Source organism: Acidobacteriota bacterium, assembly GCA_020845575.1.
In the GTDB taxonomy this organism is placed as follows: Bacteria; Acidobacteriota; Vicinamibacteria; order Vicinamibacterales; family Vicinamibacteraceae; genus Luteitalea.
This window is the reverse complement of the sequence record JADLFL010000071.1, coordinates 19568-34511: the sequence shown is the minus strand read 5'-3', so window position 1 is coordinate 34511 and position 14944 is coordinate 19568. Positions and strand designations below refer to the sequence as shown.

The window sequence follows — 14944 nt, the reverse complement described above, 5'->3', positions numbered from 1 at the left end:
GCCGCGGGCGGCCTGAGGGAGCGCCGTGGAGGGGCTGTTGTTCTGTGCGATCGGCGGGGCGTATGGCCATCCGCCCCTACTGCGACGGTGGCTGTTCGTTGTAGTAGAACGTGACCGTGAAGAACGCCGTGGGCGACGGGTACTCCGGCGGCAGCGGCGTTGTCGGATTCGACCATTGCAACGAGTTGGCCGCGGCGCGGTCGAACGCGTCGATGCCAGACGGCTGCTTCACCATCACATCGGTGATCCGCCCGTCCTTGTGGACGTTGAACGTGATCACCACGTGGCCCTTCATCATCATCGCGGCTTCGGGAATCAGCCAGTTGCGCTTGATCTGCGCCACGAACCGCCGGATCAACGGCCCGAACTCGACGCCCTTAGTGTCGAACTGGATATAGGGTCCGAATGGCGAATTGCCGCCGTCGGGGTTGTTGAACGCCTCGTTCTGGACGTACTTCTCGAGGTTGCGCAGCGCCTGGCCGAGCGACCCGCCGGGCGGTCGCGCGGCAGCGCTCGCGGCGGCAGGCGAGGTACGCGCCTGCGGATTGGCCACGATCCCTGTGTCGCCACGGGCGAGCAGGCCCGACTGGCCGTCGCGCACGTTCAGCCCCTGGTCGGTGGCGGCCTGCGACGCGGGTGTCGGCTGATTCTGCGGTGGCGCGGGCTGCGCGGCGCGCGCCTGCTGCGCCTGCGCCTCACGCAAGGCATCCGATGGTTCGGGTGCGGGGCCGCGCCCACGCGCGAGATCGCGCTGCGACTGGCGCTCGACGAACTCCAGCGAATTGCCACGCGACAAGGGCTGGCTGTTGGTGGCGTTCGGCGCGCGTTCCATCGTCTGCGCCACGCGGTCCTGATCGGCCAGCGACGCCGTATCCCGCGGCCTCTCGGCCCGCATGTCGACCCTCGGCTGCACGAAGACGAAGCGCGGCTGCTGCTGTCGCTGTTGCTGCGCCAGCGCCTGCAACCGCTCCTGCTCGGCCTGCTGCACCGCAGCCTGCTGGGCCAGATACTGCTTGATGAACGGGAGCCGGGGGCCAAACAGAAAGAGCGCGAAGATGGCCGCGTGCAGGAACACCGACATCATCACGGCCTCGCGCCGTGACATGGCCGAATCCATGGTCGGCGGTTCGGGTCGGTGGTCCTCGAGATCGATGAACATCCGGCAGGGTCAAGTATAGGGGGTGCCGGAGACCGCAGACCACACTACTGCGCAGGCCGCTCCGCGACGTACAGATAGACGACGCCCAGGGTCAAAGGGACGGCCTGGCACCGAATCAGCCCCGCCGCCTGCATGTCGGCCACGAATCGCTCCGGCGGCGTGAAGCTCTCCACGGACGCGGGCAGGTAGGCGTACGCCTCGCCATGGCGCGAAATCAGGCGCCCCAGCCTGGGCAGCACGTTCCGGAAGTACCACAGGTAGGCGGCCCTGATGACGGGCTGACGCGGCGTCGAGAACTCGAGAATCGCGAGGCGGCCGCCAGCCTTCAGCACGCGCGCCACTTCGTGCAGGGCCGTTGGGGCGTCCTGGACGTTGCGGATACCGAACGCGATGGTCACCGCATCCATCGAACCGGAGGCGACGGGCAGACGCATCGCGTCACCCTGAAGCAACCGGATCACGCCATCACGACCTTCGGCGCGCAGCTTGCGCTGCCCCACGCGCAGCATCTCGCCGGAGAAGTCGATCCCCAGCACGCGGCTGGCGAGTCCCCGCTTCACCATGCTGCGCGCGACGTCGCACGTGCCCGTACACAGATCGAGCACCCGCTCGCGGCCCGTGAGGCGGAGCCGGCGCACGGCGCGCCAGCGCCAGTAGAGATCCTGGCCGCCGCTCAATACGTGGTTCAGCAGATCGTACCTGCCGGCGATGGCGTCGAACATGCCCGCGATCTTCGCGGGCGCCTTCCCCGTGTCGGGGCTCACGCCCCCGTACGTCTGCTCCGGGCCGATCGTCGTCATGTGCGGTCCGCCGGCGGATCCCACGCGGGATAGAGCTGGTGGTCGATGTGCAGCAGCGAGAGGATGCGTCCGGCCATGAAATCGGCGAGATCGGCAATGGTCTGCGGACGTTGATAGAACGCCGGCATCGCCGGCAGCAGCACGGCGCCCGCTTCGGCGCAGCTCACCATGTTGCGCAGCTGCGGCAGGCTCATCGGCGTCTCGCGCGGGACGATGATCACCTGGCGACGCTCCTTCAGCATGACGTCTGCCGCGCGCTCGACAAGCGATCGCGACAGCCCGTTGGCCACCGCCGCCATCGTCTTCATGGAGCACGGGACGATCACCATCGCGTCGGCGCCACGACTGCCGCTCGCCAGTCGCGACCCGAGATCCTTGTTGGCGTGGAGCGTCCAGCCGCCGCGCCGCACGCCTTCGCCCCACGTCTCCTCGAGATAGGACTGCAGGCGGTCGATGCGCGCCGGCGCTCCGAGCTCGTCGACGAGCAGGCGACGCCCGTACTCGGTGACGATCAGATCCACGTGCTGACCGTGCTGCAGGAGCGCGGAGAGCGTACGCATCGCGTAGAGCGCGCCGCTGGCGCCCGTGATCGCCACGACGATCCGGCGTGATGGTTCAGCGGACATACACACTCAATCCTGTCGTGACGAGGTACAGCAATCCCACCCACCCGTTCATGTCGAACGCGCGCTTCACCTGCGAGAGGTCCGACGCGCTCACGAGCGACTGCTCGAAGACGAGCAGCGCCGCCACCAGCACCACACCACCGTGATGGACGGGCCCGAGACCGGCCACGACGCCGAGAATCGCCAGGCTGGCGATCGTCATCACGTGCAGCACGCGCGAGATCGCGATGGATCGCGACACGCCGAACCGCACCGGGATCGAGCGCAGGCCGTGCGCACGATCGAAGTCGACATCCTGGCACGCATACAGCACGTCGAAGCCACCGACCCATGTGCCGATCGCGATCGCGAGCCACACAGGCTGCCACGACGCCGTGCCGCCTGCCGCGATCCAGCCACCCACGGGAGCGACGGCCATGGCAAGGCCGAGGAAGAACTGCGTCGCCCACGTGTAGCGCTTGGCGAGCGAGTACCAGCACACGATCGCGAGCGCGACAGGCGCGAGCAGCAGACACAGGCGGCTGATCTGCGCGCACACCAGCAGAAACGCCACGACGGCTACCGCGAGGAACAGCCAGGCTTCGCGGGCCGACATCGCGCCGCGCGGGATCTCGCGCTGGGCGGTCCGCGGATTCAACGCATCCCATCGCGCGTCGACGAGCCTGTTGAACGCCATCGCCGCGCTGCGGGCCGCCACCATCGCCAGGACGATCCAGCCCACGCGCGCCCACGTCATCGGCACGGTGCGGCTCGCGAGCAGGGCTCCGACAAGCGCGAACGGCAGCGCGAAGACCGTGTGGCTGAAGCGCACGAACGAGAGGTACGTGCGGAGGCGTTCGAGAAACATGACGTGGAGGTTTCGGTGCCGGCGTCTCGTGGCCACGCGTCAGCGGACAGCGGCGGCAATCTCGTCGAGCCATCGCAGATCAGCCGTGTCCGACGCTGCGGCCACCACCCATTCTTCCACGTCCCGCACGCCGGCGGGAGGGACGCGCACGATCGCGCGGCTCGACGCGCCCGGTGCGAGCAGCCCGAGCGAGGCGCATCCCAGGGCCCGCGCCCCGCCGAGCGTGGCCGCCCTGATCAACGTCGGCGCCGGCACCTCGGGCGCCACGGTTCTCAGGTACGCCAGTTCGGCGAAGAGATTGAGATCCTCCACGCTGGCCAGGCTGTCGGTGCCGATGGCGAGGGACACGCCGGCGTCGACGGCCGCCGCCACGGGCGGTACGCCGCTGCCGACCCACCGATTGCTGCGCGCGCAGAGCACGAGCGAGGCGCCGGCGGCCGCCAGGATGCCGAGATCCTCCCGCGTGGCCTGCGTCCCGTGTACGGCGAGCAGACGCGCATGCAGCGCGTCAATCTGCTGGAGATACGCCACGGGCGACAGTCCTGGTGGCGTCCATCCCTCGTCCCAGGCACCGAGGTCGTCGAGCAAGGCCCTGAACGGTCCCGTCCCCGAGGCCAGGAATTCGACCTCTTCGGACGACTCCGCAAGATGGATCGACGAAATGGGACAGACAGGCAGATAGCCCTGCGCGAGCGTCTGGATGAGTGGTGCCGACGTCGAGTACGGCGCGTGCGGTGCCAGTGACGCCACGACGCGCCCACTGCCCTGCTCGGTCAGGATCGTCTGCGCGAGGACGGCGCCGAGCCTCGCTTCGACGGCGATGCGCGACGCGGCGTCGCGCGTGAAGCCGAGCGCTTCGCGCCAGTGGATGCCCGCCAGCGTCGACGCCCCGAGCGGCCGCACGGCGACGTCGGTGTTCACGATGTCGCCCACCGCGGCCGTTCCTGTCGCCTCCATGCTGGCGATGGCGCGCTCGACCGCCTCGACCACATGCGCAACGGACGAGGAGAGGCCGGCGCGCACGCCGAGCATCACGCGCACCCAGGTGACGAAGTCATCCGCGGGCGGCACGGCGCCGGCCAGATGCGACAGTTCGAGGTGCGTGTGCGCGTTGACGAGGCCAGGCAGGATCACCGCGCCCGGCAGATCGACAACCGTTGCCGCCGGTCTGCCCGACAACGCCTCGGGCGTGCCGACGGCGAGGATCTCGCGACCGACCGGATCGACGTCGATCCATCCGTCGCGAATTTTCGGCGCCGCGACCGGCAGGATCCACGTGGCTCTGACGCGAACGACCGCCACGCGTCAGCGCGCTTCGGCCAGGCGGATGGACTGTCCGATCCGCTGGAACACCGGCGCGTACGTGCCCACTTCCGCGTCCGGCGCGATGGTCAGGTAGTAGAACAGCGTGCCGTCCACCAGGAACGTGGTGTAGACGGTGATGCGCTCCTGCCCGCCGAGCGGCGACGGATTCACCAGCGGCGTGGCGAGCGCGTACCGTCGGGAGATCCGCGTGGACTGCTGGTTGCCGGCCATGCGCAGGCCCGGGTTGCCCTGCGACACGGCGTTGAGCCACGACTGCGTCGCCTGACGGAGGTCGCGCGAACCGGCCTGTGTCAAGCCGAATTCCACACCGTGCGTGAAGATCGTCTGGCCGTTGGCTTGGCCGTACCCGTTCTGCGGCACCGCCTTGATCGCGCTGCGCGACGCCAGGCTCGTCCAGTTGGACGGCACGTCGGCCTGGAACACCTGGCCGCCGTTGAGGGCCTTGTACTGCCGCGACGGCGCGGGCACGGGCTGCCCCGGCGTGCCGACCGCGGTGACCGCGCCCGTGCCGGTGCCGCCACCCGACCCCGGCGACGCCTTCGCGAGGTCGCCCATCGACTTGGCGGCAGGCAGGGTGGCGAATGCCGTCTTGATCTGACCGAATTGCCGCTCGTCGGCAGGCTGCGCGATCGTCAGGGCCTCGGCTTCTCGCGTGATGTACTGGGTGCGATTACCCGGATCGGGATGGCTGCTCAGCCACTGCGGCGTCCCGCCGGACGACCGCGACTCGCGCGCGATCGTCTCGAACATCCTGGCGAGCGCACGCGGGTCGTATCCGGCCCGCGCCATGATCTGCGCGCCCAGCAGGTCGGCCTGCTTCTCGAAGTCGCGGCTGTAGCGCAGGAGGATCGTGCCGAGACCGAACTGGCTGCCCTGCGCGATGGCCGCGCCGGCGCTGCCACCGACCACCGCCCCGCCGATCGCGCCGGCAATCTGCCCGAGTTGCAGCCACGGATTCTGCGCCTTCGACGCATTCGCCGTGCCGTGGCGCAGGAGGACGTGCGCGAGTTCGTGCGCCATCACACCGGCGACTTCGCCTTCGGATGCCGCCGCGTCGAACATGCCGCGGTGCACGAACATCGGCCCGCCCGGCAGCGCGAATGCGTTGATCTCCTTCAGGTTCACGGGCGTGAAGGAGTATTCGAAGACGGGCTCCTTGAACTCGGCGGGCGCCGCGGCCACGAGCCGTGCTCCAAGGGCGTCGAGGTACCTGTCGATCTCCTGATTCTCGATAATCGGGTACTGCTGACGCACTTCCGCCGCGGCTTCGCGTCCGAGTTCGACGTCCTGCTGCGGCGTGTACTTGTTCCTGGGGAGCTTGATGACGGTCTGGGCCAGCACGGCAGGGGCCGACAATGAGACGATCAGCAGCGTGGCCGCCATCCGGCCCGGACCACCGGTCCATCGTCGCGCGCGAGGTTCCATCCCGCCAGCGTACACCACGGCGTCGGCGGCTGTCGGCAATGGGGCCGGGCTCGGAGAGCCGGCCTACCTGTCGGCGCAGTGGCCAGGGCAGGCCGCTCTGTCAGCGCAGTAGGCAGGGCCGGCTCTCCGAGCCCGGCCCTAGTGAAGGGAACGCCCGGCCCTCACATGTGTTCCAAGCCAGGCTCGCCCATCGTCACGACCACCGTGTGCGACGCACCATCGTCGAGGATCGGCACGGCGCACGGGTCGGTGTCGATGCCGTCGAGCGTGACGGACGCGACGCCGGTACTGCGATGGTCTGGGTTGAGGACGTCGATCCCGTACGACGAGGCTCCGACCCGCCACGCGATCGTGAAACCATCCCACGACGGCGGGATGCAGGGCGCCACGCCGAACACCTGTCCGCGCCGCTGCAGCCCGAGGATGCTCTCGAGTCCGGTGCGATACATCCAGCCGGCCGACCCCGTGTACCAGGACCAGCCCCCGCGACCGACGTGCTCGGGATGCGCGTACACGTCACCGTCGATCACGTACGGCTCGGTGACATATCGTTCGACGTCCGCCGCGTCGCGCGTGTGGTTCACGGGATTGACCATGTGGAACAACTCGGCGACCTCGTCGCCGTATCCCATGCGGGCGAGCGCCATGATGGTCCACAGCGCGGCATGGGTGTACTGCCCGCCGTTCTCCCTGATGCCGGGGATGTACCCCTTGATGTAACCCGGATCCTTCTCGCCGCGATCGAAGGCCGGCGTGAGCAGCAGCAGGATCGCGGCATCGCGGCGCACGAGGTGCGTGCGCACGGCGTCCATGGCCCGCTCCGCACGCTGTGGCGACGCGGCACCCGACAGCACGGCCCACGACTGGCTGATCGAATCGATCCGGCATTCCTCGCTGTCGGCCGATCCGAGCGGCGTGCCATCGTCGTAGTACCCGCGACGGTACCAGTTACCGTCCCACGACAACTCCAGCGCGCCGGCAAGGCGCCGAGCTTCGGCCAGGTAGCGTGATGCGAGATCGCCGCGTCCATGTGCCTGCGCGATCGGCGCGAACGCGGTCAGCACGCTGTAGAGGAACCAGCCGAGCCACACGCTCTCGCCGCGTCCCTCGTGGCCCACGCGGTTCATGCCGTCGTTCCAGTCGCCGATGCCCATCAGCGGTAGCCCGTGCGGTCCCGACGTCAGGCCACGCTCGATCGCCCGGACGCAATGTTCGAACAGCGACGCCGATTGCGACGACACCGGCCACAGGTCGTAGACCTCGTGCTGATCGGCCGCCAGCGGCGGTCCTTCGAGAAACGGCACGACCTCGTCGAGCACCGATGCGTCACCGGTCACTGACAGATACTGCGCGACCACGTACGGCAGCCACAGCAGGTCGTCCGAGCAGCGCGTCCGCGTGCCGCGGCCCGTCGGCGGATGCCACCAGTGCTGGACGTCGCCTTCGACGAACTGCCGGCTCGCGGCCAGCAGGAGGTGCTGCCGATACAGGTCGGGCCGGCTGTAACCCAGGGCCATCACGTCCTGTAACTGATCGCGGAAGCCGTACGCGCCGCCTGGCTGGTAGAACCCGGTGCGAGCCCAGAGACGCGACGATACGTTCTGGTACAGCAGCCACCTGTTCATCATCAGGTCGAACGAGTCGTCCGGCGTCCTGACCTGGACGGCGCCGAGGATGTCCTCCCACAGCGACTCTGACGCGCTCCTGCCCTCGTCGATGCGCTCCGCACCACCACACCGATGGACGAGGGCGTCCACGTCGTCCATGGACGAGCCCTCACCGAGGAGAAACACGACGCGGCGAGACTCGCGCGGTGCCAGTTGGAGTTCCACATGCAGCGCCGCACACGGATCGAGTCCGGCGCCCACCCTGTCTGACAGCGACGCCATCGTCAGCGCCGCGGGCGAGGCAAGCGATCGATTGCGACCGATGAACTCGGTGCGATCGCCTGTCATCGAACGCACCGGCTCGCTGCACCACGCAAACGCGACGCGCGACGCAAACTCCGCGATCCACGGGTTGCGCGCCACGATGGCCCCCGTCGCGCCATCGCGCGCGGTGACGACGGAGCGCTCGACGCCAGCGACCGGCGGACCGAGCGACCATGCGTTGTATCCGAACACGCTGAGCCGCCGCGGATGGTCCGACGTGTTGGTGATCGTCAGCAGCGATGCCTTCACAGGCGCATCGGGGAACACGAACACATCGAGCCGCTGTCGCAGTCGCCTGGTCTCGCGCTCGAACGTCGTGATGCCAGCCGCGTGCCGCACCTGCCAGGCGTCGCCGGGACCGCGCGGCAGCGGCGACGGCGTCGCCCCCCACGTCTGCCCCGTGTCGTCGTCCCTCACGAAGATCGCTTCCGACGTGCCTTCGGCCACCGGGTCGTTGTCGAACGGCGTCAGGCGATGCTCGCGGCTGTTGACCGACCACGTGAAGGCAGCACCGGCCGCCGTGATCAACGTGCCGAACTCCGGATTGGCGAGGATGTTCGACCACGGCGCCGGCGTATCGACGTCGCCACGCACCGCCATCACGTACTCGCACCCGTCTTCGGTGAAGCCGCCAAGGCCGTTGCTCATGAGCAGCGGCGGCATCTCGGTGGCAATGGGCAGGTCGACATCCGCCGACGCGACGCGCGGTACGAGCGTCTCGACGGCCTGTGCCGCGGGCGCCGGCCGATCGAGCTGTTCGGACAGTTCACCGCGTGCACCGGTGAGTTCCACCCGACAGACCGACGCCAGCAGCGTGCGATCGTCAGGCGACAGCGCGTCACCGCGCAGCAGGAAGACGCCGCCGGGCTTGTCGCGCCAGCCGCCCCACGACCCGCTGCCGACGAGCCCCGTCAACCGCTCCTGCATCTGATCGAGGTAGTCCGGCGGCTGTTCGTTGACGATGACGACGTCGGCGCGGAGGCCCTTGAGACGCCAGTACTCCTGTGCCTGCAGGGCGTGACGCGCCAATCGCACATCCTCGTCCTGCTGCACCATCACGAGGAGGATCGGCAGATCGCCGGAGATGCCGTACGCCCAGAGTCCCGGCTGCCCCAGCGCGTTGCGGGCCCGCGCCGCTGGATCGGCGCGCAGCGACTCGTCGAGATACAGCACGCGCGACGCGAGCCGATCGTACTGGCGCGCGAGTTCGCTCGAGATCCCCAGGTGCCGAAGGAGCATCTGGCTGTGCGTGAACGCCATCGCCCCGGCGCGCGTGGCCGCGCCGGGATCGTGATAGCGCTGTGCGAGCGTCATCGCCAGGTCGCGCGAGTCCGCCGCTCCCGTCGCGAACGCCAGCCGCGCAAAGCCGCCGGGCTCGAGCCTGACACGCTGGCGCAGGCTGACGATCGGATCGAGCACCGATCCCGTCGTCCCTGTCAGGGGCCGGCCGTCGAGCGCCATTGGCGTGGCGAGCGTACGGCCGCGACCGAGGAAGCGGACACGACTCGTCTCCCATTCGGTGGGCGACGACATGTGGCCGTCGACGCTGAGCACGTGGAACGCCCATGCGCGCGGTTCGTGCTCGGAGCGAGGACGACGGCTGCAGACGATCGCGTTGCTGTCGGGCAGATATTCGGTCTGGACGAACAACTTGCCGAACGCGGGGTGCGCCAGGTCGTCGGCCTGACGCCCGAGCACGATCTCGGCATAGCTGGTGATCTCGATCTCGCGCGGACGATCGCTGTGGTTGGTCAGCGACAGCCTGCGCACTTCCACATCGTCCCCGGCCGAGACGACCACGTCGAGCCTCGACTCGATATCGTCGTCCGTACGGCGGAACACGGCCTTGTCGGCCGCGAACGTGATGAGGCACTCCTCCGGCTCGCGCATGGTCGGGAACCACGTCGGCGACCACAGCAGGCCGGAACGGACGTCGCGCAGGTAAAGGCATTGCCCGCCGACGTCCATCGTCCTGTCCTCCCGCGAGCGAGTGATGGCCATGTCGCGCCAGCGGCTCGATCCGCCGCCCGCGTTGGTCACCACCGTCACCCACGTGCCGTTGGACAGGTACTGCGCGTGCGGGTCGACGGTGTGCGCCGTCCTGAACCGGCGCAACGGGATGCTCGGCGGCGTCCACGGCGCACGCGTCAACTCCGCCGGACGCGGTGGCGCGGCCGCCGCTGCGGCGGGGACACGTTCCTGCAGCAGGAGCTCGGTCGCTCGCACGTGCGAGTCGGCGTGGAAGCGCGCGACCATCACGTTGTCGCGCAGGAGGTTGGTGGCCGCCAGCAGCGACATGCCCTGGTGGTGCGCCATGAACGTCCGGACCACGACGCCTTCCGGTGCACCGGCGCGTCGAACGCCGTCGATGGTGTCCGGGCTCTTGCGCGGGGTGTAGTCCACGGCTTCGTAGTATCCGAACCTGCCTTCGGCACCTGCTGCGGTCAGCCGGATGAAGTTGCGCAGCGCGGCCTGTGGGCTGACTGTCAGTGCGAGCGCCGTCGCATACGGCGCGATCACGAGGTCGTCGGCCAGGCCGCGCTTGAATCCGAGTCCGGGCACGCCGAACGCCTTGTACTGGTAGTTGTCGGCGCGATCGCGCACGTCGTACGCCGACTCCGAGATGCCCCATGGGACCTGTCGTTGTCGCCCATAGCTCACCTGACGGGCGACGGCACCGTGGCTGGTCGTGTCGAGCAGCGTCTCCGGGAACGACCGCATCAACAGCGACGGCATCAGGTACTCGAACATCGTCGCGCTCCACGACAGCAGCGTCGGCATGCCATCGACGCTGACGGCGCGGCGCCCGAGATGGAACCAGTGGCGCTGCGGGACGTCTCCGCGCGCGATGGCGATGAAGCTCGCCAGCCGCGCCTCGGAGGCCAGCAGGTCGTAGAACGAGTTGTCGAGCACGCCCGGTCCATCAGCATCGGCAAGCCGGTAGCCGATCGAGAAGAGATGACGAGTCCTGTCGTAGAGGAACCCGAAGTGCATCTCGTCTGCGAGCGTGCGGCATCGCCGGGCCAGTTCCAGCAGTGCCGCACGCTCGTCGCAGCCGGTGCCTGATGTCGAACGACCAGTCTCGTGCAGCACGCGCTCCAGCGCGCCGCGGAGGGCCTGTGCCCACGCCACGATCGGAGACGTCACGGCCGTCGTCAGCACGGCATCGACGTCGTCCATGCCGGCGGACGCCAGCGCCGGCAACGCGTCTGGCGCCGATCGTTCCGCACGCAGTTCGGCAAGGATCCGTGACGCTGTTGCCTCGAGCGTCTCGACAGCGGCGGCGTCCTCGGGCGCCCACGCGCCGCTGCCGGACGTCATGTCCCGTACGACTGTTGCCGTGTCGATCAGCCCGTCGACCAGACGAGTGTCGGCACGAGGCCCTGCCGCGAGCTCGTCGAGTCCCGACGCCATCGTGATCAGCGACGCCACGAAGTTGCCGCTGTCCACCGTCGACACGTAGCGCGGCCACAATGGCGCGAGCGTCGACGTGTCGTACCAGTTGAGCAGATGGCCCTCGTGCCGCTCGAGGCGTTCGCAGGTGTCGAGCATGTGGCCGGTGCGATCGACGAGCTCCCGTGTCGTGATGTAGCCGAGATCGCGGGCCGACAGTGTGGCAAGCAGACCCATGCCGATGTTGGTCGGCGAGGTGCGTCGCGCCAGCGTGGGCTGCGGCGTCTCCTGGAAGTTGTCTGGCGGCAGCCAGTGGTCGTCAGGTCCGATCAGCACCTCGAAGTAGTGCCACGTCCTGCGCGCCAGTCGCCGCACCTGGTTGCGTTCGTGTACCGTCAGCGCACGGAGACGCGGCACGCGAGGCTGGCTGAGGAGATACGCGAACAACGGTGCCGCGAACCATCCGAGCAGGAACGGCGAGGCGGCGATCCAGCCGCGTTGCGGCGACACTGCCACGGCGATCGCGATGAGCACCGCTGCGACCGGGCTCGACGCCATCTGGACGATGAACAACCGCAGCGCCGCCGTGCCGTGCACGCGCGAGGCCGCTGCCGCGACGCTCGATGCCGTCTCCCATTCGAGCAGTTGCCTGTGCGTGATGCCCAGCCGGACCAGCGTGAGGATGATGGCGCGCACCATTTCCCAGGCATGGAACGGCAGCAGCATCAGCGAGAGCAGCGCCTGCACCGCCGCGGTCCTGGCGTCGTCTGCGAGTCCGCGCAGGAATACGCCGACCGAATGTCCATGCAGCGGCGCCACAACGACGCGGGCCAGCGTGAGCAGCGTGGCCGCACCTGTCACGCCGAGCGCCATCAATGTCCAGATGACGGGATGGCCCGGCAGCACGGTCCAGCCCGCGACGAGCAGCGCGAGCAGCGCCGGCGCCACGAGGCTGCGACGCAGATTGTCGACGATCTTCCAGCGGCTGATCCACGGCAGTTGGTTGCGGGCCATGCCCTGTGCCGTCGGCACGAACGGGAACAACCAGAGCAGGATCTGCCAGTCGCCGCGCACCCAGCGACGCTGCCGGCGTACGTGCGCCAGTACGGTGGAGGGATAGTCGTCGACAAGTTCGATGTCGCTGACCAATGCCGCGCGCGCATGCAGTCCCTCGAACAGGTCGTGCGACAACAGCGCATTCTCCGGCGCGCGATCTTCGAGCGTCGCCATGAACGCATCGACGTGGTACAGGCCCTTGCCGGCATAGATTCCTTCACCGAACAGGTCCTGGTAGACGTCAGAGACGGCCTTCGTGTACGGATCGACGCCGGTGTGCCCAGAGTACACGCGCGCGAACAACGACCCCGCGGCACTCGACAACGTGACGCTGACGCGCGGCTGCAGGATGCCGTAGCCCTCGATCACGCGGCGCAGCGCCGGATCCACTTCGGGCTGGTTCAGCGGGTGCAGGATGATGCCGACGAGCTCGCGGGCCGCGTCACGCGGCAACCGTGTATCGCTGTCGAGCGTGAGGCAGTAGCGGATGTCCGGCAGCAGCGTGCGGTCGCCGACAACGTGATGGAAGCTCGTGTCCGTGGCGCCGCGCAGCAGGCGATTGAACTCCTCGATCTTGCCGCGCTTGCGCTCCCACCCCATCCAGCGCGACTCCTGCGCGTTCCAGAGCCGATCGCGATGGAACAGATAGAACCGATCGCCCCGTGTGCTGCCGTGACGGGCGTTCAGTTCACGGATGCCTTCGCGAGCGGCATGGAGAATGTCGACATCTCCCGACAGGTGCTGCCGATCGGCGTCGGTGAAGTCGCTGAGGATGGCAAAGTGCAGGCGGTCGTCGGGATTGCCAAGGGCGAGGACCTCCAGGTGCGCGACCATCTCCACGACGGCCTCGACGTTCGGAAACAGCGTCGGCACGATGACCATCGTCCGCCCGCGCTCGGGGATGCCGCCCTCGAGATCGAGCCGCGGCAGCCGGCGGGGCCGGATCAATCTCGCGAGGAAGCGCTGGTACGCCGCTGTCGCGAGGTCGCTGGCCGGGATCAGCGAGAGCAGCGCGATGGCCAGCAGCATCGCCGGCGAGCCGCCGTACACGCGCGCATACGCGATGGCAATCGCCACCAGCGTCGCGGTGAGCAGCGCGATAGGGACGAGATAGACGGGTGTGGGATACGCGCAGAGCAGGCGTTTGACGCCACGCCAAAAGCCCAGACGATGGTCGAGGCTCGCTTCGAGACGGCTGCGACCGGGGCCGATCAGGTAGTAGCCGACGTGCGCGCCGCGCCCGTTCTCGAGGCGTGCGCCTGATGTCCGCGCGGCTTCGACCGTCTGTCGCGCGACGCGAATCTGCCCCTCGCCGGTGCCGTCAGCGAGCGCCTCCAGCGATTGCCGGTACCGATCGCGACTCGCGAAATCCATCCGGCCGTAGATGCCGACGGGATCGTGGCGAAGGATGGTCTCGACGTGACTGACCGACTCGACGAAGCCGCTCCAGTCGTACGTGGCGCAGAATCGCAGGCTCGTGATGGCGTTGGCCATCGACACGTGATCGGCGGCTTCGCGCTGGCCCTCGACGCGAATCGCGTCCTCCGCCGTCATGTCACGATTGGCCAACCATTCGTCGAGCGCCACGCGCACCGACACGGCATGCGCGCCGTACTCGCGGATGCGCTGGAGCAGCCGCACGACGAACGGGAAACTGGCGTCGCGATCCAGTGCCTCCCGCGGCTCCACGGCTCCGGCCGCGTCGATGCGCGTCAGTACCGTGTCCGCACGTGCGATGTCTTCACGAGCGCGACGGATGCCGTCAGCGAGTTCGCTGACATACGAGATGAGCGCAGCCTTGAGCAGGCTCGGCCAGGCCCACAGCTCACCGATCGTCAGCGGCGAGACGGACTGGTACGCGAGGACGTAATTGCGCAGTCGCTCGGCGTCGATGCGGCCCTCGCTGTGGCGGATGACCTCGGCGGCCATGACCTCGACGCGCGCCACCACGCGGCCGTCATCGAACCGGACCTTCGGCAGGCGGCGGTAGTATCCCCGCGGCACATCGTGGCGGATGCTGCGGACTTCGTTGGCGATGAGATGGAAGTTGTCGAGCAGCCACTCGGCGGCCGGCGACACGGACTCGGCGCGCCGGACGTCGTCGGCAATCGCGAGATACGCCCGCTCGAGCGCGCGCTCTTCGTGAAGCAGACGATGCAGATGGCGCGTACGCTGCCACCACGCGCTGCGAGGTGCGACGTGACGCAGCTCTCCCGCCAATTGCCTTGCCGCAGTCTGTAGTCCTCCCAGATCGAGCGAATCGCCGCGTGATGTGATCGCCACGACCTGTTCATCCTCCCATACCCACCGGGCGAACGGGTGCGAGCGGGATACTCGTCCACGCACCTCCGGCCTTGTGTCATGCAGGATGTGGGCCAGGG

At 68.6% G+C, this 14944-nt stretch carries 7 protein-coding genes; all 7 read right to left on the bottom strand.

Features of this window, described 5'->3' with window-relative positions; genetic code table 11:
- Positions 1-76: 76 nt before the first annotated feature.
- Positions 77-1105, bottom strand: a complete 1029-nt coding sequence (locus IT182_18220) for a TonB family protein (protein MCC6165285.1) — start codon at positions 1103-1105, stop codon at positions 77-79.
- Positions 1106-1203: 98 nt separating this feature from the next.
- The gene (ubiE, locus tag IT182_18215) at positions 1204-1959 is read right to left on the bottom strand and encodes a bifunctional demethylmenaquinone methyltransferase/2-methoxy-6-polyprenyl-1,4-benzoquinol methylase UbiE (protein MCC6165284.1); all 756 of its coding nucleotides are present in this window, start codon (positions 1957-1959) and stop codon (positions 1204-1206) included.
- Positions 1956-2585 (bottom strand): UbiX family flavin prenyltransferase, encoded by a 630-nt coding sequence (locus IT182_18210; GenBank protein ID MCC6165283.1) that lies wholly within the window; start codon positions 2583-2585, stop codon positions 1956-1958. The genes ubiE and IT182_18210 overlap by 4 nt, the downstream gene beginning before the upstream one ends.
- Positions 2575-3432 (bottom strand): UbiA family prenyltransferase, encoded by an 858-nt coding sequence (locus IT182_18205; protein MCC6165282.1) that lies wholly within the window; start codon positions 3430-3432, stop codon positions 2575-2577. Before IT182_18205 ends, IT182_18210 begins: the two co-directional genes overlap by 11 nt.
- 39 nt (positions 3433-3471) lie before the next feature.
- Positions 3472-4734 carry an amidohydrolase family protein gene (locus tag IT182_18200; GenBank protein MCC6165281.1) on the bottom strand — a complete coding sequence of 421 codons (1263 nt, stop codon included), beginning with the start codon at positions 4732-4734 and terminating at the stop codon, positions 3472-3474.
- Between the two features lie 3 nt (positions 4735-4737).
- Positions 4738-6183 (bottom strand): M48 family metalloprotease, encoded by a 1446-nt coding sequence (locus IT182_18195; GenBank protein MCC6165280.1) that lies wholly within the window; start codon positions 6181-6183, stop codon positions 4738-4740.
- Positions 6184-6344: 161 nt separating this feature from the next.
- The gene (locus IT182_18190; GenBank protein MCC6165279.1) at positions 6345-14846 is read right to left on the bottom strand and encodes a hypothetical protein; all 8502 of its coding nucleotides are present in this window, start codon (positions 14844-14846) and stop codon (positions 6345-6347) included.
- Positions 14847-14944: the final 98 nt, after the last annotated feature.